We start from the raw sequence: 24,342 nt of genomic DNA, 5'->3' as shown, positions 1-24,342 counted from the left end.
CACCGATGTGCGCACCGCCCCCACCGAGTTCCTGGACCTCTTCACCGACGACAGAGCCGAACTCCCGGACGAAAAGGTCGATTTCACCGACGACCTTCTCGACGGTCTGCACGCCTCCTGGGAGCCGGTGCGCACCCCCGTCGGCACCTTCCAGCTGATCCCCGTCCGCCTCGACCGCGACCTCCCCCTCGTGCACGCCTGGATGAACGACCCCGCCGTCGCCGAGTTCTGGGAACTGGCCGGCCCCCGCCACCGCACCGCGGACCATCTGCGCGCCCAACTCGACGGCGACGGACGGAGCGTGCCCTGCCTCGGCGTGCTGGACGGCACCCCGATGAGCTACTGGGAGATCTACCGCGCCGACCTGGACCCGCTGGCCCTGCACTACCCGGTCCTGCCCCACGACACCGGCATCCACCTGCTCCTCGGCGCCGCGGGGGACCGCGGCCGTGGACTGGGCTCCGCGCTGCTGCGGGCCGTGGCCGACCTCGTCCTCGACCGGCGCCCCGCCTGCGCCCGCGTCGTCGCCGAACCCGATCACCGCAACACACCCTCGCTCGCCGCGTTCCTCGGCGCCGGCTTCCGGTACGCGGCCGAGGTCGACCTGCCCGGCAAGCGGGCCGCGCTCATGATCAGGGACCGGGTGCTGCGCGATGTGCTGTAGCGTCGAGTGAGCGGGGTCTCACCATGGGTAGGAACGGCCTCCGATTGTCAGCGCCGGGCCGTAGGGTGGTCGGGCTATGACGAAGCCCTCCCTCCCCGAACTCCTGCATGCCGCCGTCGCCGCGGTCGGCGGCACGGAGCGCCCCGGCCAGGTGACCATGGCCGAGTCGGTCGCCGAAGCGATCGACGACGGCTCCCATCTGCTGGTCCAGGCCGGCACCGGCACCGGAAAGTCGCTGGGCTATCTCGTGCCCGCGCTCGCGCACGGGGAGCGGGTGGTCGTCGCCACGGCCACCCTCGCCCTCCAGCGCCAGCTGGTGGAACGCGACCTGCCGCGCACGGTCGACGCCCTGCACCCGCTGCTGCGCCGCCGCCCCGAGTTCGCGATGCTCAAGGGCCGCTCCAACTACCTGTGCCTGCACCGGCTGCACGAAGGCATGCCCCAGGACGAGGAGGACGGCCTCTTCGACCAGTTCGAGGCCGCCGCGCCCACCAGCAAGCTGGGCCAGGACCTGCTGCGGCTGCGCGACTGGTCGGACGAGACCGAGACCGGCGACCGGGACGACCTCACCCCGGGCGTCTCCGACCGCGCCTGGGCGCAGATCTCGGTGTCCTCGCGGGAGTGCCTGGGCGCCACCAAGTGCGCGTACGGCGCCGAGTGCTTCGCCGAGGCGGCCCGCGAGCGCGCCAAGCTCGCCGAGGTCGTCGTCACCAACCACGCGCTGCTGGCCATCGACGCCATCGAAGGCGCCCCGGTGCTGCCCCAGCACGAGGTGCTGATCGTGGACGAGGCGCATGAACTCGTCTCCCGGGTCACCGGCGTCGCCACCGGCGAGCTGACCCCCGGCCAGGTCAACCGGGCCGTGCGCCGCGCCGCGAAACTCGTCAACGAGAAGGTGGCCGACCAGCTCCAGACCGCCGCCGAGGGCTTCGAGCGGCTGATGGAGCTGGCCCTGCCGGGCCGCCTGGAGGAGATCCCGGAGGACCTCGGCTACGCCCTGATGACGCTGCGCGACTCCGCCCGGGCGGTCGTCTCCGCGCTCGGCACCACCCGCGACAAGTCCGTCCAGGACGAGGACGCCGTCCGCAAGCAGGCCCTGGCCTCGGTCGAGTCCGTCCACGACGTGGCGGAGCGGGTGCTGAACGGCTCGGAGTGGGACGTCGTCTGGTATGAACGGCACGACCGCTTCGGCGCCTCCCTGCGCATCGCCCCCATGTCCGTCTCCGGGCTGCTGCGGGAGAAGCTGTTCGCCGACCGCGCCGTCGTCCTCACCTCCGCGACCCTCAAGCTCGGCGGCGACTTCAACGGCGTCGGCGCCTCCCTCGGCCTCGGCCCCGAGGGCACCGAGGGCGAGGACCTGCCGCAGTGGAAGGGCGTCGACGTCGGCTCCCCCTTCGACTACCGCAAGCAGGGCATCCTGTACGTCGCCAAACACCTGGCCCGCCCCGCCCGGGACGGCGACCGCGGCGACATGCTCGACGAGCTGACGGAGCTGATCCAGGCGGCCGGCGGCCGCACCCTCGGGCTGTTCTCCTCCATGCGGGCCGCGCAGCTCGCCGCCGAGGACCTGCGCTCGCGCATCCCCGAGTACCCGATCCTGCTCCAGGGCGAGGAGACGCTCGGCGAGCTGATCAAGAACTTCGCGGCCGACCCGAAGACCTGCCTCTTCGGCACGCTGTCGCTGTGGCAGGGCGTGGACGTGCCCGGACCCAGCTGCCAGCTGGTCGTCATGGACAAGATCCCGTTCCCGCGCCCCGACGACCCGCTGATGAGCGCCCGCCAGAAGGCGGTGGAGGACGCGGGCGGCAACGGATTCATGGCGGTGGCCGCCACCCACGCCGCGCTGCTGATGGCCCAGGGCGCCGGCCGGCTGGTGCGCGCGTCGGGGGACCGGGGCGTGGTCGCCGTACTCGACCAGCGCCTCGCCACGGCGCGGTACGGCTCGTACCTCAAGGCGTCCCTGCCGGACTTCTGGTACACCACGGACCGCAACCAGGCCCGCCGGTCGCTCTCGGCGATCGACGCGGTGGCGAAGCAGGCGGAGGCCGACAGCGCCTCGTAGCCAGCGGCCGACAGCCCCTCGTCCGTAGGCATAAGCAGGGCCCCGGAACCGGCGCAGAGGTTCCGGGGCCCGGTCAGGGAGCGAGCGGGGGTCCGCTCGCCGCGGGCGTCACACGCGCCGCAGTACGGCGACCACCTTGCCGAGGATGGTGGCGTCGTCGCCGGGGATCGGCTCGTAGGCCGCGTTGTGCGGGAGGAGCCAGACATGGCCGTCCTCGCGCTTGAAGCGCTTCACCGTGGCCTCGCCGTCGAGCATGGCGGCCACGATGTCGCCGTTCTCCGCGACCGGCTGGCGGCGGACGGTGACCCAGTCGCCGTCGCAGATCGCGGCCTCGATCATGGAGTCGCCGACCACCTTGAGGACGAACAGCTCACCGTCGCCGACCAGCTGGCGGGGGAGCGGGAAGACGTCCTCCACGGACTCCTCCGCGAGGATCGGCCCACCGGCGGCGATCCGGCCGACCAGGGGGACGTACGACGCGGCGGGCTTGCCGCTGGTGTCCGTGGGCTGCACCGACACGGCCTGGTCGGAGCCGCGCACCTCATAGGCGCGCGGGCGGTGCGGGTCGCGGCGCAGGAAGCCCTTGCGCTCCAGCGCCATCAGCTGGTGCGCCACGGAGGAGGTGCTGGAGAGGCCGACGGCCTGGCCGATCTCCCGCATGGACGGCGGGTACCCGCGCCGCTGCACGGAGTCCCTGATGACCTCGATCACCCGGCGCTGCCGGTCGGTGAGTCCGGAGCTGTCCGCCCGGATGCCTGGAGGTCGGCCCGGCAGGGAGCGCCGGGGCCCCTCGGGATTCGTGGCTTCGTTCATCGCATGTACCGGCTCGACCCGGCCCTGGGAGCGGTCCTGGGCGGTGATGGTGGCACTGTCTGCGGTGGTGGTCACGTCGGCCCCTCTCGATGGTCTCCCTGCTGGACAACGGTAGTTGCTTTCGAAAGGTTGCGCCAAACACACGTTCGAGTGAAAAAGTGCGATTCACCTGTTGCGAGTGCGTGTTTGGGTGTATGGGCTGACGTGGCACGGGGCGGGCAAAAGTGCTCTTTGTCGTGCGTTGTACTCTTTCCCGCCGGGGTCGCCGACCTCGTGGGCGCTTCCCCAGTCTGCCATCCGGAACCCGTCCCGCCGGGACGCGGGGTCCGTTCCGCGCCGGAGTCCCACGTGTCCTCCGTGCGGCGCCCACGGTATCTCCGCAAGCGCCGCAGGGGTACGGTTCCGCGCCCGCGTGTCCTTTTCCGCAGGCGTTCCCAGGGCCCTGGAGGGCACCCCTCGCCGCCGCTCCCGCGCGACACGCGACCCCGCCTCGGTGAATAAGCCGATCCCCACATCTAGTGGTTGGATGGCTACAGCAGCCCACAAGTTGTGGTGACCCGGGTCGGAGACGGTTCCGTCATCGCCTATGCTTAGGGCTGCTTCGCGAGGCCCCTGGGGCTCGGCGAGGCCATCGAGTCTGCTGTGAGGAGGGTTGGAGATCATGCACTGCCCCTTCTGCAGGCACCCCGACAGCCGTGTGGTCGACAGTCGTACGACCGACGACGGCACGTCGATCCGCAGGCGCCGCCAGTGCCCCGACTGCTCCCGTCGTTTCACGACCGTGGAGACGTGCTCGCTCATGGTGGTGAAGCGGTCCGGCGTCACCGAGCCCTTCAGCCGCACCAAGGTCATCAACGGTGTGCGCAAGGCGTGCCAGGGACGGCCGGTCACCGAGGACGCGCTCGCCCAGCTCGGCCAGCGGGTCGAGGAGGCCGTGCGGGCCACCGGCAGCGCCGAGCTGACCACCCACGACGTGGGTCTGGCCATACTCGGCCCGTTGCAGGAGCTGGACGTCGTCGCCTATCTGCGGTTCGCCTCGGTCTACCGGGCGTTCGACTCGCTCGATGACTTCGAGGCCGCCATCGCGGAACTGCGGCAGGCGACGCGCGGCCCCGCCGCGGACGGCACGGCCGGTGCGGACGGGACGGGCCCGGCGGACGAGTCGGCCGCGACCGCGGGGAGCCAGGAAGACGAACGCGGGACCGGCGGGACCTCCCAGGTCTCCCAGCCCGCGCAAGCCGCCGACTGACCGGCGCGCGGGAGACCGGGAGAGGGCCCGGACCCCTGCCGCGAGGCGGCGACCGAAGACCTGTTGCGGGCGGCAGCTGAGGATGCCCGCGACACAAGACACCACACCGTGCCACGGGAACAATCGGGGCACTTCTGGGCGTTTTCGCCCGTACAGGGAGGCGGCAATGACAGAGACGGCGAGCGGTCCGGCACGAGGTTCCCGCGCCAAGGGCGGCAAGACGGGAAACAAGGGACTGCACATCGAGCGCATCCACACCACCCCCGGCGTACACCCGTACGACGAGGTCGAGTGGGTGAGCCGTGACGTCGTCATGACCAACTGGCGCGACGGCTCGGTCAACTTCGAGCAGCGTGGCGTCGAGTTCCCCGACTTCTGGTCGGTGAACGCGGTCAACATCGTCACCAGCAAGTACTTCCGCGGTGCCGTCGGCACCCCGCAGCGCGAGACCGGCCTCAAGCAGCTGATCGACCGCATCGTGAAGACGTACCGCAAGGCCGGTGAGGACCACAGGTACTTCGCCTCGCCCGCCGACGCGGAGATCTTCGAGCACGAGCTCGCCTACGCGCTGCTGCACCAGATCTTCAGCTTCAACAGCCCGGTCTGGTTCAACGTCGGCACCCCGCAGCCCCAGCAGGTCTCCGCCTGCTTCATCCTGGCCGTCGACGACTCCATGGAGTCGATCCTCGACTGGTACAAGGAAGAGGGCATGATCTTCAAGGGCGGTTCCGGCGCCGGCCTGAACCTGTCCCGCATCCGCTCCTCCAAGGAACTGCTCTCCTCCGGCGGCAACGCCTCGGGTCCGGTCTCCTTCATGCGCGGCGCCGACGCCTCCGCCGGCACCATCAAGTCCGGTGGCGCCACCCGCCGCGCCGCCAAGATGGTCGTGCTCGACGTCGACCACCCCGACATCGAGGACTTCATCGAGACCAAGGTCAAGGAGGAGGAGAAGATCCGCGTCCTGCGCGACGCGGGCTTCGACATGGACCTGGGCGGCGACGACATCGCCTCCGTCCAGTACCAGAACGCCAACAACTCGGTCCGTGTGAACGACGAGTTCATGACGGCCGTCGAGGCGGGCGGCGACTTCGGGCTGCGCGCCCGGATGACCGGCGAGGTCATCGAGGAGGTCGACGCCAAGTCGCTCTTCCGCAAGATCGCCGAGGCCGCGTGGGCCTGCGCCGACCCGGGCATCCAGTACGACGACACGATCAACAACTGGCACACCTGCCCCGAGTCCGGCCGGATCACCGCGTCGAACCCGTGCAGCGAGTACATGCACCTGGACAACACGTCCTGCAACCTCGCCTCGCTGAACCTGATGAAGTTCCTGAAGGACGACGGCCAGGGCCACCAGTCCTTCGAGGCCGAGCGCTTCCAGAAGGTCGTCGAGCTGGTCATCACCGCGATGGACATCTCGATCTGCTTCGCGGACTTCCCGACCCAGAAGATCGGCGAGAACACCCGCGCCTTCCGCCAGCTCGGCATCGGCTACGCCAACCTCGGCGCCCTGCTGATGGCCACCGGCCACGCGTACGACTCCGAGGGCGGCCGCGCCCTGGCCGCCGCCATCACCTCCCTGATGACCGGCACCGCCTACCGCCGCTCCGCCGAACTGGCGGCGGTCGTCGGCCCGTACGACGGCTACGCCCGCAACGCCGACGCCCACAAGCGCGTCATGAAGCAGCACGCCGACGCCAACGGCACGGCCGTCCGCATGGACGACCTGGACACCCCGGTGTGGGCCGCCGCCACGGAGGCGTGGCAGGACGTGGTCCGCCTCGGCGACAAGAACGGCTTCCGCAACTCCCAGGCGTCCGTGCTCGCCCCGACCGGCACCATCGGTCTGGCGATGTCCTGCGACACCACCGGTGTCGAGCCCGACCTCGCGCTCGTGAAGTTCAAGAAGCTCGTCGGCGGCGGCTCGATGCAGATCGTCAACGGCACCGTGCCGCAGGCCCTGCGCCGCCTGGGCTACCAGGAGGAGCAGATCGAGGCGATCGTCGCCCACATCGCCGACCACGGCAATGTGATCGACGCCCCCGGTCTCAAGCAGGAGCACTACGAGGTCTTCGACTGCGCCATGGGCGACCGGGCCATCTCCCCGATGGGCCACGTCCGCATGATGGCCGCGATCCAGCCGTGGATCTCCGGCGCGATCTCCAAGACGGTCAACATGCCGGAGACGGCGACCGTCGAGGAGGTCGAGGAGATCTACTTCGAGGCGTGGAAGCTCGGCGTCAAGGCGCTCGCGATCTACCGGGACAACTGCAAGGTCGGCCAGCCGCTCTCCGCCAAGAAGAAGGAGGAGGAGAAGGCCGAGATCACCGAGAAGGCCGAGGACACGATCCGTACCGCGGTCGAGAAGGTCGTCGAGTACCGCCCGGTCCGCAAGCGCCTTCCGAAGGGTCGTCCCGGCATCACCACGTCGTTCACCGTCGGCGGCGCCGAGGGTTACATGACCGCCAACTCCTACCCGGACGACGGTCTCGGCGAGGTCTTCCTGAAGATGTCCAAGCAGGGCTCGACCCTCGCGGGCATGATGGACGCCTTCTCCATCGCGGTCTCCGTCGGCCTCCAGTACGGCGTGCCGCTGGAGACGTACGTCTCGAAGTTCACCAACATGCGCTTCGAGCCGGCCGGCATGACGGACGACCCGGACGTGCGGATGGCGCAGTCCATCGTGGACTACATCTTCCGCCGCCTGGCGCTGGACTTCCTGCCCTTCGAGACCCGCTCCGCGCTCGGCATCCACTCCGCCGAGGAGCGCCAGCGGCACCTGGAGACCGGTTCCTACGAGCCGGCCGACGACGAGGTCGACGTCGAGGGCCTGGCCCAGTCGGCGCCCCGCGCCCAGGAGCCGACGGCCGTCGCCGCCGCCCCGAAGGCCGAGCCCGAGGCCGTGAAGCCGGCCCCGAAGCAGGCCCACACCAGCGCCGAGCTGGTGGAGATGCAGCTGGGCATCCAGGCCGACGCCCCGCTCTGCTTCTCCTGCGGCACCAAGATGCAGCGCGCCGGCTCGTGCTACATCTGCGAGGGCTGCGGCTCGACGAGCGGCTGCAGCTGAACCTGAGCGGCCTCGCGCCGGGCACACCTCCGGCGCGAACCGCTGAGCACTGACGGCAGTGGGCGCCAGCCACCTGGCTGGCGCCCACTGCCGTCGTCGTACCCCCGGTCTCCTCAGCCGCGACGCGATCCGGCCGCGTGGAGGGCCCGTTGGAGCGCGCGCGACGGGTAGGGGGTCTCGCGGCTGTCGTCCTGGAGCCTGGTGTGGAAGTCGGTGAGGACCGCGGCGAGGGGGGCGTGACGGGAGAGGAGTGCCGTGGCTCCCGGTGGCCCGGGCGGCGGGTCCTGGCCTTTTGCGACGGCGCGGATGAGCGCATGGCGTTCGCTCCGCCCGGAGCCGTACAGCGCCGTGATCAGCCAGTTCACCAGCCAGCTACGCGTGTAGCAGCGATCGTAGGCCCGGTGCGATGCGAGGAAGGCGGCCTCGGCCCGGGAGAGATCGAAGCGGGAGGCGAGGGCGAGGCCGAAGTCGGCGAAGTAGAGGCGCCGGCCGTCGGTCAGGATGTTCTGGAAGTGGGCGTCGAAGTGCACGAGCCCACGGCCGTTCATGAAGGACGTACCGGCCTCCAGCTCCCGCTCCACCAGGGAACAGGCCCGGTCGGTGGAGTCCGCACCGGCCTCCACCTGTCCGGTGAACCACTCATGGAGCGTCCACGGGAGGTATTCGAGGAACAGCGTCAGGCTCGCGGACGACCCCAGGAGGGCCTCGATACGGCGCCGTACCGCCGGCCCGCCTCCCCAATAGGCCACGGCCCGTTCCACGTCCGCGAGTTCCGGTGGCAGCCCCGGCGTCGCGTCCGGCAGTACGCGCCAGTGGTACATCAGCGGAAACCCCTGGTACTGGCCCCCGAGCACCCAGTTCGTCGTCATGATCTGGACGGCGAGCTCCCGCCACGCCCCGAACCCCGGCCCGCCGATGCCGTACTGGCAGAAGGTCGGCAGCCCGAACAGGTTGGCGGTGGACCGCACACGCTCCGGCCGCCGCTCGAACTCCGTGAGCGGCACCCGCTTCACGAACACCGGCCGCCCGCCGGCCTCCAGCAGCGCCGACCTGCCGCCGATACCGGAGCCGAGCGGCACGGCGGCGTCCACAAGATCCCCCAACTGGCGATCACTGCGCAGGGCGAGGGACGTGGAGACGGCGCCGTAGGCGGCCGAGCGCGCCTCGTCCGACAGGGCGGCCCGGCCGGAGCCGCCCGCTATCGCGCGCGCCCCATCACCCGGGTGAAGGTCTCCGGGTCCTCCTGGAAGCCGCGCACGCCGGGGTGGAAGATCCACTCGCCGGACTCGTTGCGGATGAACTCGGCGATGGTCGCGGCCGTCGCGTCATGGACGGCGGTGAACTCGTCCTCGGAGAGCACGGTGTAGCCCTCGCGGACGCGCATGGCGGGGTTCAGGACGCCGGAGAACGTACGGCGGCCGGCCTGCTGCTGGATGACGACGCCCACCACCACGCGGCCGTACCGCTCGCTGAGCCGGTCGACCTCCAGGGTCATGACCTCGTCCCAGCCGAAGCCCCGCCCGTCCGTGCTGTCCCGGTTGAGGAAGATGGTGCCGTCCGGCGAACGGCTGTCGAAGTGCACCAGATACGCCGGCGCGCCGTACGGGTCCCGCGCGTCGAAGGTCGCCGCGATGATGTCGAGATCCGTGGGCGCCGTACCCGCGGGACTGGGGTCCCACTTGAGCGCGACCTCGACCTTGCGCATTCCCTTGCTGAAACCGGTCACCGGGCCTCCCCTTTCCCTGTGGGCACCACGTCCCCAACTCCCGTCCAGCCGAGGATCCTTGCCCATCGTGCCACGTACCCGGGCCCGCGCGCGCGGAGCGACTCCACCGGAGCGTGACCGACGCCACGCCCGGTGGCCTTACGATGGCGCGGTGCTGGTCAAGTGGATTCGCTGCACCGTGGTGGACCGCCGGGGGTTCGAGCGGGGGCAGCGGAAATGGGCGGGGCTCCCGGGAGAGCCGGGTTTCAGGGGACAGGGCGGAGGCTGGAGCCGGCGGCGGCCCGACGTGGCGCACATCGTCGCCTTCTGGGAGAGCCGCGCCTTCTACGACTCCTTCATGGCCCGCTCCCACGACCGCCTCGCCGCCGCCCAGTCCGGCACCTTCAAGGACGCCCAGGTCAAGCTGTTCGAGTACCGCTTCGACGTGAAGACCGGCTTCGAACCCCGCTTCACCGACTCCGACCTGCTCAGACTCGCCCTGTGCCGGGTCCACGAGGAACGCGTGGAGCACTTCACCCTCATGCAGGAGAAGGTCTGGAACCCGGCCATGGCGGGCTCACCCGGCATGATCCGCGGCATGTTCGGCGAGGCCCCCGAGCAGGAGTTCCTGATCCTGTCGATGTGGCGGGCCGCCGCCGAGCACGGCAAGTACCGCACCGAACGGATCGAACGCCTCGCCCTGCGCGCCCAGACCGAGGCGGACATCGCCGCCCTCTCCGGCGACATCGTCGACCTGGAGCCGTCCTGGACGGTCTAGGACCGGAATACCGGCCGGTCGGTCCGGAAGCGGCGGCTGTGACGTGCGCTGTATGGACCCCGTACGATTCCTCGGTTCGCCGCCCCTCGCTCTAGGGTTTCGGCATGGCACGACCACGGCGCATCGTCCTTGTCCGGCACGGCGAGTCGACGGGCAACACCGACGACTCCGTGTACGAGCGCGAACCGGACCACGCCCTGGCGCTGACCGACCTCGGCCGGCGGCAGGCCGAGGGGACCGGCGAACGGCTCCGGGAGCTGTTCGGCCCCGAACGGGTGAGCGTGTACGTCTCCCCGTACCGCCGCACCCACGAGACCCTGCGCGCCTTCGGACTCGACCCCGACCTCATACGTGTCCGCGAGGAGCCCCGGCTGCGCGAACAGGACTGGGGCAACTGGCAGGACCGCGACGACGTCCGCCTGCAGAAGGCATACCGCGACGCCTACGGCCACTTCTTCTTCCGCTTCCCGCAGGGCGAGTCCGGCGCCGACGTCTACGACCGGGTCGGCGGCTTCCTGGAGAGCCTCTTCCGCAGCTTCGAGGCCCCCGACCACCCAACCAACGTGCTCCTGGTGACCCACGGCCTCGCGATGCGGCTGTTCTGCATGCGCTGGTTCCACTGGACGGTCGCCGAATTCGAATCCCTGTCCAATCCGGACAACGCCGAGATGCGCATGCTCGTGCTCGGCGAGGACGGCCGCTACACACTCGACCGGCCCTTCGACCGCTGGCGTGAACCGGTGCCGGACTGGGCCACCGGATAGAGTGGGGGAGCGATGACCGCACACTTCTCCTCCCGCGGACGCCATGAGCGCGCCCTGGCGAGCCTGCGCGGACTGGCCGTCGGCGACGCCCTGGGCGCCCAGTTCTTCATCCCGGCCCATCACCCCCTGCTCAAGCGGCGCGAGCTGCCGCCCGGCCCCTGGCCGTGGACGGACGACACCGAGATGGCCGCATCCGTCCTCGCCGTGCTCGCCGCGCACCAGCGCGTCGACCAGGACGTCCTCGCCCGTTCCTTCGCCGACCACCACGACCCGGACCGGGGCTACGGCCCCACCACGAGCCGGCTGCTGAGCCTCGTCGGACAGGGCGAGGACTGGCGCGGGCCCGCCGCCGCCCTCTTCCACGGGCGGGGCTCCTGGGGCAGCGGCGCGGCGATGCGGACCGCGCCCCTGGGCGCCTGGTACGCGGACGACCCGGAGCAGGCCACCCATCAGGCCGAGATCTCCGCCTATCCCACGCACCAGCACCGGGAGGCGGTGGTCGGGGCCATGGCGGTGGCGGCGGCCGCGGCTCTGGCCGGTTCGCCGGACGGCCCGCCCACCCCCGAGGCGCTCCTGGACGGCGTCATCGCGCTCGTCCCCAAGAGCGCGGTCGGCCAGGGCCTGCGTCGCGCCCGCGACATGCTCGACTACGGCGACGCCGGCACCGTCGCCGCCGTGCTGGGCTGCGGCCGCCGCAGGACCGCCCATGACACCGTGCCCTTCGCCCTGTGGTCCGCAGCCCGCGGCCTCGGTGACTTCGAGACGGCGTTCTGGACGACGGCCCGGGTGGGTGGCGACGTCGACACCACCTGCGCGATCGTGGGCGGCGTCCTCGCCGCGGGCAAGGCGGGAGCACCGCCCGCGGAGTGGACAGAGCGGACGGAAGCGCTGCCCGACTGGGCGCCGCGGACGCCCTGACACGCGAAGCCCCTTCCAGGGAGGGGGTGTTGGCGAGGGTCTGGTAGCCGGCGCGGGCGAGAGTGGTTCGTCCGGTGTCGCCTCGCCACAAGTCCCGGGACCGCCAGGCCGGTTCGGCGCGACCCGTAATCGCACCGGCGTGGCCGCCACCGCCGCCGGATGCCGGACGGTCCGCTCCAGGCTCTCGCCGTCGGACACCTCGGCGGCGACGATCACCACGCCCTCCTCCTCGGCCTCGGCGTCACCGGCCGGGGTGCCTGGCCGTGTTCGACGTCATCGCCTGCGGCCCGGGTATGATTTGCTGACGTGATCTTGCGTTAGGGGTGCGGCTGTGGGGCGAGGGGGCCGGCGGGGGCTTGTCTCAGAGGCAAGGTCACTGCAAGTAGACAGGGTTAAGGTCCCTGAGAGTGACCGGTGACCGCCCCTTTCCGCCCCTCCGTCGGCAGGCGGATGACCACCCTCATAAATGTGCGCATGCAAATGCGGCGATCCGGATTCCGCTACGATCTTCGGCCCGCCGGTGCTTCCGCCGTCCTCCGGGCGACCGGGGTGTCGGCCAGTGCCCCCGGCGGCGTAATCTAGGTGCGCCATGCCGTACGAACCTCCCACTCACACCGTCGAGCGCTCCCTGCGCGCCACGACCGGAGCCAAGGTCATCGCCGGTGTCGACGAGGTGGGGCGCGGTGCCTGGGCCGGACCCGTCACCGTCTGCGCGGCGATCACCGGACTGCGCCGGCCCCCCGCGGGCCTGACCGACTCCAAGCTGCTGACCGTCAAGCGGCGCACAGTCCTGGACGAGATCCTGCGGACGTGGGTGACGGCCTACGCGCTGGGGCATGCTTCCCCCGAGGAGATCGACGGCATGGGGATGACGGCCGCGCTGCGGCTCGCCGCGGGCCGCGCCCTGGACGCGCTTCCGGTCCGCCCCGACGCCGTGATCCTCGACGGGAAGCACGACTACCTCGGTGCCCCGTGGCAGGTGCGCACGGTGATCAAGGGCGATCAGTCGTGCGTCGCCGTCGCGGCGGCCTCGGTGATCGCCAAGGTTCAGCGCGACAAAATGATGGCCGAACTGGCTGTCGACCATGCAGACTTCGGGTTTGCGGACAACGCCGGGTATCCGTCACCCGTGCACAAGGCCGCACTGGAAGAGCGGGGCCCCACCCCGCACCACCGTTTGTCGTGGGCGTATCTTGATGCGCTGCCCCAGTGGCGGCATCTCAAGAGGGCCCGCAACTGGGCGGACGGAAGCGTTCCGGAAATCGAAGGTCAGCTCGGCTTCGACTTCTGACGGTTCCGATCGCACTGATGTGCCACCCCGTTCATCAGCGCCACTTCAACGTTTGATAAAAATCAGCTCATGCCTCTCATTCCCGAGGAGCCTCAGATTCACGAGAGTGCCCAGGGTCCCCGCGTCACGCCGGCCAGCGGCCGCACCGCACCGACCCCTCGCCCCGTACCCGGCCCCCGTCCCGCGGCGCCGTCCCGCCCCGGTCGCCCTGGCCCTCAGCGGCCTACGCCGCCGGTGCAGCGCACGCCGCGTGACGTGGCTCCGGCCCAGCCCGGCCCCTCCGGTCCGGCTACCCCCGCCGCGGTCGCGGGCCCGCAGATCCAGCTGATCCCGGCCTCGGCCGAGGGTGCGATCGACGCCGCCGAAGAGGCCGTCGATCTCCTGCTGGACGCGGGCCGCGCCCCCGGCGACGTGCTGGTGATCACCACGGGTGCCCAGCACCCGTGGGCCGAGCACGAGCTGTCGTTCGGCGAAACCGCCTACTGGGCGCAGCACGACGCGGGTGACGACGTCTTCTACACGGACGCCGCCATCGCCTCCCGCGCCGGTTCCCGCCCGGTGGTCGTCGTGGCCGTCAACGGGGGCGCCGCCTCCGCCGACGTCCTCTCGCTGGCCCACGGCCGCGCCGGAGCCCTGCTGATCGTCTGCGGCGACCCGCAGCAGATCAACTCGGTTCTCGGCACCGGCGTCTGACCACGCGCCGGGCTCCCGGAGCCGGCGATCGCCCGAGGGGGCACCGCACGGTGCGCCCTTCGGCATGCCGGTCGGTCGCGTGTCCCGGCCCGGCCGGTCCTGACCGCGGGGCAGCCGTGCCTCCCCTGCGAGGGAGGCACCCGGCAGGCCCGGGACACCGTGCGACGACGGTGTACGGGTCGGTGCGGCCGGGGTGACCGGGGTGATCGGTGCGGTTCATCGGCTGGGCCCGAGGCCGGGTCCGATGCTTCTCGCGGCCGACTGCTGCGGTGCCCGAGCGGGGCCGTGTGTGCTTGAGCGGGCCGTCTCCGCGCCCGGCGCTCGCGCGGGAGCCTGTGTCCGGTCCGCCGGGTCCACTGGGTCTAATAGGGTCCGCCGTCGGACGCGTGCCGTCCCTCAGCGGGCCGCCGCGCGGCGCAGGACCTCGGAGACCGGGCCGCCGGTGCGCGGTACGGGCGGCGGGGTATCCGCCGTGGCGAACGGCTCCGGCGCCGAGTGCGCGTGCGGACGACGGCCACCGCGCCCCTCGCCCAGCACCTGCCAGCCGTCGCGGGTCAGCGTGATGTACGCCCCGCACCGCAGCCCGTGCAGCGTGCAGGCGTCCCGCAGCCCCCACATCCAGGCACCGTCCTCCTCGGTCCAACGGGCGTCGCCCTCACGGCAGTAGAGCAGGACGGCGGTCCGCACCGGGGTACGGCGGCGCAGGTCGTGCGGTATGACCCGACGCAGCTGGGACAGCAGGGCGTTGCGGAACATCCAGCCGTCCGCGGGGGCGGCCCGACGGGTGAACGAGGCACTGGCACACAGCCGTTCGTCCGGATCGAGGACGGCCACGATCGCCGTGGACGGCCGCGGGTGATGCCGGGCGTGCAGTCCGCTGACGACCTCACGGGGGTTGCGCAGCAGCGGGATTCCCGCGGCGGCCCACTCCGCCGGCTCCAGCATCCGGCCGGCGGAAGCGGTGGACGTCGACAACGAGGCCGCCGGGGACGAGGCGAATCCGAAGGTCACGTTCCTCCCTTCGGCTACGCGCCCACGCGGCGGGCGAGGGCGGATTCGGGGACCGCGCGCCACAGCGAAGCCCAACCGGATCACGGACCGACCGTGCGGGGAGCGGATCTCAATTCTTCCTGTCGAACTGGAATGCGGCAACGAGCAATTGGGGCCGCCGCCGGGTATCGGGTGGTGCGTGGCTTATATCCCTACCCAAGGGTCGACCGGATGACGCATGGGGCGCTCGCGCCTCTCCACGGCGTATACCCCGAACCCGGCCTGACCTTCGGACCAATATCGCCAGCCCTTCGACCGACATCGGCCACTCCTCGGCCCGACACCGCTCAGCCTTCGGGCTGACACCAACCGCTCTTCGTGCTGCGCCTCTCGGTCTTCGGACCAGCACTGGCCGTTCTTCAGTCGGCATCGGCGCTCTTCGGACCGACACCGCCCGGCCTTGGGTCGGCATCGACCGCCCTTCGCGCCGCGTCGCCGGGCTCTGGTCCGACACCGGCCGCCCTTGTGACCGCGCATCTCCGGCCTTCGGGCCGACAACCAAGCGCCCTTCGTGCCGCGCCTCCCGGCCTTCGGCCCGGCACCGGCTCCTCTCCGCGCCGCGCTCTCGCCCCTGGGGCCATGCCCCTGGCCTTCGGGGGCGCACCCCTCGCCCTCGGGGCCGCGCCCCGGCCTTGGGGCCGTGTCTCCTGCCTTCCGGGATGAAACCCCCTGCCCGCGGATCGCCCCGGTCTTCGGGCTGCCCCCGGCCGGGTCGCCCCCACCTTCGGGTCGCCTCCGACCCTCGGGCTGCCCCCTGCCCCGGCAGGATCGCCCCGGCACCCAATTCCAAGGTCCTCCGGCCTCCGCGCCGAACACCCGGGACCTCCGCGCCGGCTGTTACCGGGCCGGACGCCCCGGCACTCCGGTCAGCCCTGCACCGCGAGGACCAGCGGCAACACCCCCTGCGCACCGGCACGGCGGAGCAGACGTGCCGCGACCGCGAGGGTCCAGCCGGTCTCCGTGAAGTCGTCGACCAGCAGTACCGGACCGCCCGCCTCGGCCAGCGCCGTCGCGAGGGCGGGCGGTACCGCCAACGCGCCGTCGAGTGCCTTGAGCCGCTGCGCGCTGTTGCTGCGCGACACCCGGGGCGCGTCCTCGTCGTACGTCACCGAACCCAGCAGCGGCATCCGCCCGGTCTCCGCGATCCGCGCGCCCAGGGAGTGGACGAGCCGCGGCCGGGTGCGTGAGGCGACGGTGACCACCCCCACGGGCCTCGGCTGGGCGCCCTCGACACCGGGCGCCCAGCCGCCGGGTCCCTTGGCCCAGTCGGCCAGCACCTCGATCACCGCGTGGGCCACGTCGTCCGGCACGGGCCCGTCCGGTGTCCGGGGTGCGAGCAGCGGACGGAGCCGATTGCCCCAGCCGATGTCCGACAGCCGCCCCAGCGCCCGCCCCGGCGCCGCCTGCTCTCCGGCCGGGATACGCCCCTTGAGGCCGATCCCGATGGCCCCGAGCCCGGTCGGCCACATCCGCCGGGGCTCCACCTCCACCCCGGCGCGGCCCAGGTCACTGCGTGCCGCGTCGAGCGCCGCCGAGGAGGCGTCGGCCGTGAAGCGCGGCCCCGCGCAGTTGTCGCAGCGGCCGCACGGCTTGGCCCCCTCGTCGTCCAGCTGCCGTTGCAGGAACTCCATCCGGCACTCGGTGGTGTCCGCGTACGCGCGCATCGCCTGCTGCTCGGCCGCCCGCTGCCGCGCCACCCACGCGTACCGCTCGGCGTCGTACGACCACGGCTGCCCGGTCGCGAGCCAGCCGCCCTTGACCCGGCGCACCGCCCCGTCCACGTCGAGGACCTTGAGCATGGTCTCCAGCCGCGAGCGGCGCAGCTCGACCAGCGGCTCCAGCGCGGGCAGGGACAGGGGCTTGTCCGCGCGGGCCAGGACGTCCAAGGTGCGCCGCACCAGCTCCTCGGAGGGGAAGGCGAGCGAGGCGAAGTACTCCCAGATCGCCTCGTCCTCCCGGCCCGGCAGCAGCAGCACCTCCGCGTGCTCCACCCCGCGGCCGGCGCGGCCCACCTGCTGGTAGTAGGCGATGGGGGAGGAGGGCGAGCCGAGGTGGACCACGAAGCCGAGATCGGGCTTGTCGAAGCCCATGCCGAGCGCGGACGTGGCCACGAGCGCCTTGACCCGGTTGGCCAGCAGATCCTCCTCCGCCTGCTGCCGGTCGGCGTTCTCCGTCCTGCCCGTGTACGAGGCGACGGTCTGGCCCCGCTGCCGCAGGAACGCGGTGACCTCCTCGGCGGCGGCGACCGTGAGGGTGTAGATGATGCCGGAGCCCGGCAGATCGTCGAGATGGTCGGCGAGCCAGGCCATCCGGTGCGCCGCGTCCGGGAGCCGCAGCACGCCCAGGCTCAGGCTCTCCCGGTCCAGCGGGCCGCGCAGCACCAGCGCGTCGGAGCCACCGCCGGTGCCCAGCTGCTCGGCGACGTCGGCGGTCACCCGGGCGTTGGCCGTCGCCGTCGTGGCCAGCACCGGGACGCCGGGCGGGAGGTCGGCGAGCATGGTGCGCAGCCGCCGGTAGTCGGGGCGGAAGTCGTGGCCCCAGTCGGAGATGCAGTGCGCCTCGTCCACGACCAGCAGTCCGGTGGCCGCGGACAACTTGGGCAGGACCTGGTCGCGGAAGTCGGGGTTGTTGAGCCGCTCGGGCGAGACGAGCAGGACATCGACCTCGCCGGCGGCGATCGCGGCCTGCACGTCCTCCCACTCCTCGGTGTTCGAGGAGTTGATGGTCCGGGCGTGGATACCGGCGCGGGCCGCCGCCTCCACCTGGTTGCGCATGAGCGCGAGCAGCGGCGAGACGATCACGGTCGGCCCGCTGCCCCGGGCCCGCAGCAGCGAGGTCGCCACGAAGTACACCGCGGACTTGCCCCATCCCGTGCGCTGCACGACCAGCGCCCGGCGCCGGTCGGCGACCAGCGCCTCGATCGCCCGCCACTGGTCCTCGCGCAGCCGGGCGGCGCCCGTGCTGTCCCCGACGAGCCGGGCGAGGACGGCGTCCGCCCCTGCCCGGAGATCCGCGTTGCTCGTGTGCTCGTGCTCCATGCGTTCCATACAACAGGACGGGACCGACGAACGGGCGGGCCGAAGGCGGATCTGTGGACAACCCTCGACGGCTTGTCGTGTCCCTGATTCGACTTATCCACAGGCCCGAGCGGGTTCGCGGAATCCGCGAGACCGTCGGCGCATGACGCATCACAGCGAAACCACCGAGCAGGTCACCCTGCGCACCCCGGCCGAACTGGCCGACGCCCTGCCCTACCTCCTGGGCTACCGACCGGAGGACAGCATGGTCCTGGTCGCCGTGCACGACAGCGGGGGCAAGGGCAGGTTCGGCGGCCGGGCCCGGCTCGGCATCCCCGCGCAGGAGGAGGACTGGGAAGAGGCCGCCCGCCAGCTGGCCCGGGGCCTGGTGACCAGCAGCGAGCGGCGGGGCGCCAGGCCCGAACGGCTGGTGGCCTACGTCTGCCAGGAACCCGCCCCGGGAGAGCGCGGCCGGGACGTCAAACGCCGTCTCGCCCGCCTCGCCCACCTGCTGCGCATCCAGTGCGGCGACCTCGACGTGCCGGTCATCGAGGCGCTCTGCGTCTCCGACGGCCGTTACTGGTCGTACTGCTGCCCCGTCGCGGACTGCTGCCCCGAGGACGGTACGCCGATGGGCCTGCCCGGCACCTCCGTCCTCGCCGCCGCGGCCACCTACGCCGGCATCCAAGTCCGCGGCACCCTCAGGGAGTTGCGCGCCCGGCTCCAGCCCTGGGAGGCCGCGGCGGCACGGGAGCAGGAGGCCGCCCTCGACGCGGGCGGCCTGGCGCTGGTGCCCCGCATCCTCGACGAGGCGGGGCGCGCGGAGGTGGCCGAGGAGACCATCGTCCTCGCCGAGCGCGTCATCCGCCGCCTCGCCGCGGCGACCCCGGTCGCGGGCGCCTTTCCGGCCGACCTGCGCGACGACGGCCTGATCGGACACGACGAGGCGGCACGGCTGATCCTCGGCCTCCAGGACCGCGGCACCCGCGACCGCGCCGCCGCCTGGATGGAGGGCGACGAAGCGGCCCCCGCGCTCCGCCTCTGGCGCGCCCTCGCCCGCCGCTGCGTCGGACCGTACGCCGAGCACGCCGCCCCGCCGCTGACCCTGGCCGGCTGGGTCGCCTGGTCCACGGGCGACGAACTGGAAGCCCGCGAGGCCCTGGCCATGGCACTGGGCGCCGACCCGGACTACCTCTTCGCCCGCCTCCTGCACCAGGCGTGCAACGAGGGCCTGGACGTGGAATCGATCCGCCGGTGCCTGCGAGCGGCGCGGACCGGGGGAGCGCCCGCCGCGGAACCCGCGCGAGACGGCGTGGCGCCTGCGCAGGACGGGGTGGCGCCCGCGGCAGACGCCCCGGGGGTGACGGAACCCGGGCAGGACGGCATGGCGCCCGCCGCGGCCGCCTCGGAGACGCCCGAACTCGCCGGACGCCTGGAAGGTGTCGCGGACCCCGTCGGCGAACCGGATCCGGCCGCGCGCATCCGCCGACGCCGCCGGCTGCGCTCCGCCCTCGCCGCCGCCGGGGACGGCCCCCGTGCCGCCCGTGTGCCCGGGCAGCGGCGCCGTCCGGCGAGCCCCGGCCCGGCCGCCGGACGCGCTCCGCGCGCGGGCACCCGGCATCCGGCGGGCACCCGTATGCCCACGAAGGGGACGGGGGAGAGCATGACCTGAACCGGGCGGGAGCCCGTCCGGCCTCCCATAACGCGACGAAGCGGAAGCACCGGCGCCCCCACCGGCGAACGGCGTGTTTATCGTCAGGAAGACGACTATGATCGCGGCATGCCCTACGACCCGTCAGCCTTTCCGCCCTTCGCCGTCACCGTGGACCTGGTCGTGCTGACCGTTCGCCGTCATGCGCTGTGCGCGTTGGCGGTGCGCCGGGGCGAGTCGCCCTTCCAGGGGCGGTGGGCGCTGCCCGGCGGCTTCGTACGGGACGACGAGGACCTGAACCAGGCGGCGGCGCGCGAACTGGCCGAGGAGACCGGGCTGCACGCGCACGACCCCTCGATCCCCGCCCAGGACCACGGAGCACACCTGGAGCAGCTCGCCACCTACGGCGACCCCGACCGGGACCCGCGGATGCGCGTGGTCAGCGTCGCGCACCTCGCACTCGCCCCCGACCTGCCCGCCCCCCGCGCGGGCGGCGACGCCAGCAACGCGCGCTGGGCCCCGGTCGAGGAACTGCTTCAGCAGGGCGGTTACGGCCGCGACGACGAGCCCGTCGCACCGCTGGCCTTCGACCACGCCCGGATCCTCGCCGACGGCGTGGAGCGGGCCCGTTCCAAGATCGAGTACTCCTCGCTGGCCACCGCGTTCTGCCCGCCCGAGTTCACCGTCGGCGAGCTGCGCCGGGTGTACGAGGCGGTGTGGGGGGTGGCCCTCGACCCGCGCAACTTCCACCGCAAGGTCACCGGGACCCCCGGGTTCCTCGTTCCGACGGGAGGCACCACCACGCGCCAGGGCGGTCGCCCGGCCCAGCTCTTCAGGGCCGGCGGGGCCACGCTGCTCAACCCGCCGATGCTGCGCCCCGAGGTCTGACCGGCAGCGCACGGGGTCCGGCCGCGGTCCGGGAGGCCGAGCCTTTCCGGGCCTCCCGTTGCATCGAACGGTGGACAGAGGCCGCCGCAAGGGCGCGGCATTCATCGCCAAAGCTCCCCATACACCAAAAAACCGGACATCGCACGCTATCTTGATGCAGGTGATCCAAGCCTTCGGACTGACCAGCACCTCCCGCAAGGCACGGCCGCCCGCTGTCGACGACATCTCCTTCGAAGCGCGCGCCGGCCGGATCACCGTGCTCCTCGGGGCCTCCGGCGCCGGCAAGACCACGGCCCTGAGGCTGATGCTCGCCCTGCGACCCGGTCGCGGCATCACCTACTTCAGAGGACGGCCCCTGTACCGGATCGCCCACCCGGCACGCGAGGTCGGCGTGCTGCTCGGCGACGTACCGGGGCACCCGGCCCGCTCGGTCCGCGGACATCTGCGCATGCTGTGCGCGGCGTCGGGCGTCCCGGGGCGCCGCGCCGACGAGGTCCTCGAAACCGTCGGCCTGGTCAGCTTCCGGGAGGAACGTCTCGGCACGCTCTCCCGCGGCATGGACCGCAGGCTCGGCCTGGCGTGCGCCCTGCTGCCCGACCCGCACACGCTCGTCCTGGACGATCCCGCCCGCGGTCTCTCCCCCGGCGAGGCGCAGTGGCTGCACGGCATGCTGCGCGCCCACGCCGATCAGGGCGGCACCGTGCTGACGACCACGGGCGACCCGAGGGAGGCCGCGCACATCGCCGACCGGGTCGTCACGCTCGACGCGGGCAGGCTCCTGGCCGACCAGGCGGCCGGGGAGTTCGCCCGCACCCGGCTGCGCCCGCGCGTGGCCGTGCGCAGCCCGTACGCCGGGCGCCTCGCGGCCGCGCTCACCAAGGAGGCCCGTACCGGCCGCCGTTCCGTCGAGGTCGTGCGCGAGGGCGGCAACCGCCTCTCCGTGTACGGCACCACCACCTCCGTCATCGGTGAGACGGCCTTCCGGCACGGCATCCTCGTCCATCAACTCGCCGACGAACTGGGCGACATGGGGCCCGGCTCCGCCGTGGGCGGCGCACTGTCCGAGCGCGCGCCGGCCATGGGCGGCCCCGCGAGCCGTCGTACGCCGCCGGAGCGAGAGAAGACCGTGTTCGGCTTCTCCGTGCCGGACCCGCCCACCATGACGCGCCCGGAGACCGCCGCCCCGGCCGCCTCCGCGTCCTTCGCGCGAAAGCCGCCTCGGCCCGACTCCTCGGGGACACCTGTGTTCTCGACCGAACCGGCCCCGGCGGGCTCGTTCGACGAGGCCCCGCCCCGGGCCGAAGCACGTATGGCCCTCGGCGCCGAGACCACTGCCCGCCGCACCGGGAAGCCGGAAGCCGGCCCGACCCGCCTCACCCGCATCATCCCGACCCGCATCGCCACCACCCACATCTCCGCCCTCCGCACCCTCCTGCCCGGAGCCAGGGGACCGTTCGCCCGTCCGTCGTGGACGGTGCAGCCCGAACCCCGGACCGGCGGGAACGCCGATACCGACACCGCCCGCGCCTTCGACATGAACTCCCCCCTCCCGCCCCCCATCTCCGTCCGTCCCGCACCCACCCCCCTGCGCCCCCTGCGCTACGAGATCCGGCGGGCCGCGGGCGTCGGCACCGGGTTCCTGATCTGCGGCGCGGTGCTCGTGCTGTCCGTGCTGACCGCCGTGGCGTTGGCCGGGATCGGCCACACCCCGCAGGCGCGGCTGTTCGCGGCCTGGCCCCGGCAACTGCCGCTGCCGCCCGTCGCGCTCGCCGCCGGCCTGCTCGGAGCACTGGCCTTCGGGGACGAGTTCCGCCACCCCGCGCTTGCCGCCGACCGAGGCACCGTGCCCCGCCGGCTCGGGCTGCTGGCCGCGAAACTCCTCGTCTCCGGAGCCACCGCGACGCTGCTCGCCTTCCTCGTCGCGGGCTGCGACGCCGAGGCGCTCTACCTCGTCTACGGCAGGGAACTGACCCAGGTCCCCGACGACTGGCTTGCGCTGAGCGCGAGTTGGACCGCCCTCGTCATCGGGTGCGCCTGGGCCGGCGTGCTCGCGGCCGGCGTCTTCCGGTCCACCTCGGGCGGGCTCGCCGCTGTCCTCGCCGTACCCGTGGCCGTCGTACCCCTCATGCACACGGCGTTCCGGGGCCCGGCCGAGCGCACCGTGGCCGATCTCCCGCTGCGGATGCGGGAGGTGTTTCTGCTCCAGTGGCCGTTCGGAGGGGACCGGTATGTGCTCGCGGTGGCGCGGCTGCTCGTCCAACCCGTAGGCGGCGCAATGGTGTTGTCCCTGGCGGCGCTGCTGTGCGCGTATCTGTTCACGACCTTGCGTGCCAGGGCTTGATGACCGCGGTTCTTACGGTTCTGGTGCCGGTTGTGCCCACAACTCCCCGTGGGCGGCTCGTTTCTTTCCGATAAGGCGTCAATTGCGACGGGGTGAGCGATCACCCTTTCGTGTGCTTTTCACCAAAGACCTCAAGGGAGTTGGAGACGACGCCGACAAAGGTTCCGTGAGTACCCTTGCGCACACCATGATGACCGCCGCCCGTTCCACCGACTCCGGTCTGGTCGGTCCGGGCGAACTCGACCGCTACTCCTACGGCGACGCCTCGGTGGGCGATCGCGTGGGAACGCCCACCTGGGACGGAGGCGAATCCGAGCTGGGCCGGGTCGGCCGGCGGCCCGCGGGCAGCCGCGGCCGCGGGCTGCACGGCCAACTCGTCCAGCAGCTGGGTCAGATGATCGTCTCGGGCGACCTGGGCGCGGACCGACCGCTGGTGCCCGAGGAGATCGGCCAGCGCTTCGAGGTCTCCCGCACCGTCGTCCGCGAGTCCCTCCGCGTGCTGGAGGCCAAGGGCCTCGTCAGCGCCCGGCCGAACGTGGGCACGCGCGTGCGTCCGGTCAGCGACTGGAACCTCCTCGACCCGGACATCATCGAGTGGCGGGCCTTCGGCCCCCAGCGCGACGACCAGCGTCGGGAGCTCAGCGAGCTGCGCTGGACCATCGAGCCGCTCGCCGCCCGTCTCGCCGCCGGACACGGCCGGGAAGAGGTGCAGCAGCGCCTGTCCGACATGGTGGAGATCATGAGCCACGCCATGGCCCAGGGCGACGCGCTCACCTACTCGCGCGCCGACACCGAGTTCCACGCGCTGCTCATCCAGGTCGCGGGCAACCGCATGCTGGAGCACCTCTCCGGCATCGTCGGCGCCGCCCTCCAGGTCTCCGGCGGCCCCGTCACGGCCTGTGACCGGCCGAACGACTCGTCCCTCGCCCAGCACGCGCGCATCGTCGACGCCCTCGGCACCGGCGACGGCGGCGCGGCGGAGGCCGCCATGCGCCAACTGCTCACGGCGCACCCCGAGGTGGAGCGGGTGGTTCCCGCCCCGCGCGAGCACTGACCCGCCCCCGCGGGCGGTGCGGTCGCCGGTGTGCGGCGTCTCCGCGGTCCCCATGGCGCGTCGGCCCGGGCGCCGGTCGTCGTACCCGCCCATCGCCGGACCCCGCCGGATCCCCTCAGGAGCCCGGCGGGGTCCGGCGATGCGCCGGGCGATATCTTTTGCCCATGTCTGACCGTCTTTGTTCGCTTACGGGGTGTGACTCGGGCCACGCAGAATGGGCGTAACGCTCAGGGGAACAGTGCGATGACTTAAGAGGTGACAGCCGCGAAGGGAATACGGACGCCAGACATGGCGCTGTGCATCTTCCCGGCCCGCGCCCGCGCCGTCGGCCCATCCC

At 72.4% G+C, this 24,342-nt stretch carries 18 protein-coding genes; 13 read left to right on the top strand and 5 right to left on the bottom strand.

Translation table 11 applies throughout. The features are described from left to right. Nucleotides 1–31: 31 nt before the first annotated feature. Together GHR20_RS09775 and GHR20_RS09770 are read left to right on the top strand one after the other, a co-directional pair. Nucleotides 32–664, top strand: a complete 633-nt coding sequence (locus GHR20_RS09775; RefSeq protein ID WP_243878321.1) for a GNAT family N-acetyltransferase — start codon at nucleotides 32–34, stop codon at nucleotides 662–664. 76 nt (nucleotides 665–740) lie between these two features. Continuing rightward, a complete protein-coding gene (locus GHR20_RS09770) occupies nucleotides 741–2,726 on the top strand; it encodes an ATP-dependent DNA helicase (protein WP_111580809.1) in 1,986 nt (661 codons plus the stop codon). A 108-nt stretch (nucleotides 2,727–2,834) separates the two neighbouring features. On the opposite strand, the gene lexA is transcribed toward GHR20_RS09770, so the two are convergent. After that, a complete protein-coding gene (lexA, locus tag GHR20_RS09765) occupies nucleotides 2,835–3,614 on the bottom strand; it encodes a transcriptional repressor LexA (RefSeq protein ID WP_037663236.1) in 780 nt (259 codons plus the stop codon). 586 nt (nucleotides 3,615–4,200) lie between these two features. On the opposite strand from lexA, the gene nrdR reads away from it, so the two are divergent. Together nrdR and GHR20_RS09755 are read left to right on the top strand one after the other, a co-directional pair. Next, nucleotides 4,201–4,788 (top strand): transcriptional regulator NrdR, encoded by a 588-nt coding sequence (gene nrdR, locus GHR20_RS09760; protein ID WP_153812958.1) that lies wholly within the window; start codon nucleotides 4,201–4,203, stop codon nucleotides 4,786–4,788. Nucleotides 4,789–4,954: 166 nt separating this feature from the next. After that, complete coding sequence (locus tag GHR20_RS09755; protein ID WP_111580810.1) at nucleotides 4,955–7,855, top strand: vitamin B12-dependent ribonucleotide reductase; 2,901 nt, start codon at nucleotides 4,955–4,957, stop codon at nucleotides 7,853–7,855. Between the two features lie 113 nt (nucleotides 7,856–7,968). On the opposite strand, the gene GHR20_RS09750 is transcribed toward GHR20_RS09755, so the two are convergent. Together GHR20_RS09750 and GHR20_RS09745 are read right to left on the bottom strand one after the other, a co-directional pair. Continuing rightward, nucleotides 7,969–9,030 (bottom strand): protein kinase family protein, encoded by a 1,062-nt coding sequence (locus GHR20_RS09750; protein ID WP_153815913.1) that lies wholly within the window; start codon nucleotides 9,028–9,030, stop codon nucleotides 7,969–7,971. Between the two features lie 23 nt (nucleotides 9,031–9,053). Beyond that, nucleotides 9,054–9,581 carry a TerD family protein gene (locus tag GHR20_RS09745; protein WP_111580811.1) on the bottom strand — a complete coding sequence of 176 codons (528 nt, stop codon included), beginning with the start codon at nucleotides 9,579–9,581 and terminating at the stop codon, nucleotides 9,054–9,056. Between the two features lie 151 nt (nucleotides 9,582–9,732). Between GHR20_RS09745 and GHR20_RS09740 the strand changes: the two genes are divergently transcribed. The 5 genes from GHR20_RS09740 to GHR20_RS09720 all read left to right on the top strand — a co-directional run bounded on the left by GHR20_RS09740 (nucleotide 9,733) and on the right by GHR20_RS09720 (nucleotide 14,004). Beyond that, entirely contained in the window at nucleotides 9,733–10,338 is a 606-nt protein-coding gene (locus tag GHR20_RS09740) for a YdbC family protein (protein ID WP_111580812.1), read from the top strand. Between the two features lie 104 nt (nucleotides 10,339–10,442). Then, nucleotides 10,443–11,102, top strand: coding sequence for a histidine phosphatase family protein (locus tag GHR20_RS09735; RefSeq protein ID WP_153812957.1), 660 nt, complete (start codon nucleotides 10,443–10,445; stop codon nucleotides 11,100–11,102). A gap of 12 nt (nucleotides 11,103–11,114) precedes the next feature. Continuing rightward, complete coding sequence (locus GHR20_RS09730) at nucleotides 11,115–12,020, top strand: ADP-ribosylglycohydrolase family protein (RefSeq protein ID WP_153812956.1); 906 nt, start codon at nucleotides 11,115–11,117, stop codon at nucleotides 12,018–12,020. Nucleotides 12,021–12,609: 589 nt separating this feature from the next. Continuing rightward, entirely contained in the window at nucleotides 12,610–13,311 is a 702-nt protein-coding gene (locus GHR20_RS09725; protein WP_111580815.1) for a ribonuclease HII, read from the top strand. A 69-nt stretch (nucleotides 13,312–13,380) separates the two neighbouring features. Continuing rightward, entirely contained in the window at nucleotides 13,381–14,004 is a 624-nt protein-coding gene (locus GHR20_RS09720; RefSeq protein ID WP_111580816.1) for a hypothetical protein, read from the top strand. 396 nt (nucleotides 14,005–14,400) lie between these two features. Here the strand turns inward: GHR20_RS09720 and GHR20_RS09715 are convergent, their stop codons facing one another. Both GHR20_RS09715 and GHR20_RS09710 read right to left on the bottom strand, forming a co-directional pair. Continuing rightward, a complete protein-coding gene (locus tag GHR20_RS09715; RefSeq protein WP_153812955.1) occupies nucleotides 14,401–15,015 on the bottom strand; it encodes a hypothetical protein in 615 nt (204 codons plus the stop codon). A 905-nt stretch (nucleotides 15,016–15,920) separates the two neighbouring features. Then, the gene (locus GHR20_RS09710) at nucleotides 15,921–18,101 is read right to left on the bottom strand and encodes a RecQ family ATP-dependent DNA helicase (protein ID WP_153812954.1); all 2,181 of its coding nucleotides are present in this window, start codon (nucleotides 18,099–18,101) and stop codon (nucleotides 15,921–15,923) included. Between the two features lie 133 nt (nucleotides 18,102–18,234). On the opposite strand from GHR20_RS09710, the gene GHR20_RS09705 reads away from it, so the two are divergent. From GHR20_RS09705 to GHR20_RS09690, 4 genes are all read left to right on the top strand, one after another. Continuing rightward, nucleotides 18,235–19,743, top strand: coding sequence for a DUF4192 domain-containing protein (locus tag GHR20_RS09705; RefSeq protein ID WP_153812953.1), 1,509 nt, complete (start codon nucleotides 18,235–18,237; stop codon nucleotides 19,741–19,743). 108 nt (nucleotides 19,744–19,851) lie between these two features. Next, a complete protein-coding gene (locus GHR20_RS09700) occupies nucleotides 19,852–20,610 on the top strand; it encodes an NUDIX hydrolase (protein ID WP_111580820.1) in 759 nt (252 codons plus the stop codon). Nucleotides 20,611–20,764: 154 nt separating this feature from the next. Next, complete coding sequence (locus GHR20_RS09695) at nucleotides 20,765–22,951, top strand: ABC transporter ATP-binding protein (protein ID WP_153812952.1); 2,187 nt, start codon at nucleotides 20,765–20,767, stop codon at nucleotides 22,949–22,951. Nucleotides 22,952–23,117: 166 nt separating this feature from the next. After that, nucleotides 23,118–24,005: a FadR/GntR family transcriptional regulator gene (locus tag GHR20_RS09690; RefSeq protein ID WP_111580822.1), complete on the top strand. Its 888-nt coding sequence runs from the start codon at nucleotides 23,118–23,120 to the stop codon at nucleotides 24,003–24,005. The last annotated feature ends 337 nt before the right edge of the window (nucleotides 24,006–24,342 follow it).

The sequence above is a fragment of the Streptomyces sp. SUK 48 genome, assembly GCF_009650765.1.
Classification (GTDB): Bacteria; Actinomycetota; Actinomycetes; order Streptomycetales; family Streptomycetaceae; genus Streptomyces.
The sequence above is the reverse complement of the archived record's forward strand: the minus strand, read 5'-3'. Positions and strand labels throughout refer to the sequence as shown.

Coding starts and splice junctions, on each gene's coding strand:
- GHR20_RS09770 (WP_111580809.1), top strand. CDS start 741: ATGACGAAGCCCTCCCTCCCCGAACTCCTGCATGCCGCCGTCGCCGCG.
- nrdR (WP_153812958.1), top strand. CDS start 4,201: ATGCACTGCCCCTTCTGCAGGCACCCCGACAGCCGTGTGGTCGACAGT.
- GHR20_RS09755 (WP_111580810.1), top strand. CDS start 4,955: ATGACAGAGACGGCGAGCGGTCCGGCACGAGGTTCCCGCGCCAAGGGC.
- GHR20_RS09735 (WP_153812957.1), top strand. CDS start 10,443: ATGGCACGACCACGGCGCATCGTCCTTGTCCGGCACGGCGAGTCGACG.
- GHR20_RS09730 (WP_153812956.1), top strand. CDS start 11,115: ATGACCGCACACTTCTCCTCCCGCGGACGCCATGAGCGCGCCCTGGCG.
- GHR20_RS09725 (WP_111580815.1), top strand. CDS start 12,610: ATGCCGTACGAACCTCCCACTCACACCGTCGAGCGCTCCCTGCGCGCC.
- GHR20_RS09720 (WP_111580816.1), top strand. CDS start 13,381: ATGCCTCTCATTCCCGAGGAGCCTCAGATTCACGAGAGTGCCCAGGGT.
- GHR20_RS09710 (WP_153812954.1), bottom strand. CDS start 18,101: ATGGAACGCATGGAGCACGAGCACACGAGCAACGCGGATCTCCGGGCA.
- GHR20_RS09705 (WP_153812953.1), top strand. CDS start 18,235: ATGACGCATCACAGCGAAACCACCGAGCAGGTCACCCTGCGCACCCCG.
- GHR20_RS09700 (WP_111580820.1), top strand. CDS start 19,852: ATGCCCTACGACCCGTCAGCCTTTCCGCCCTTCGCCGTCACCGTGGAC.
- GHR20_RS09695 (WP_153812952.1), top strand. CDS start 20,765: ATGCAGGTGATCCAAGCCTTCGGACTGACCAGCACCTCCCGCAAGGCA.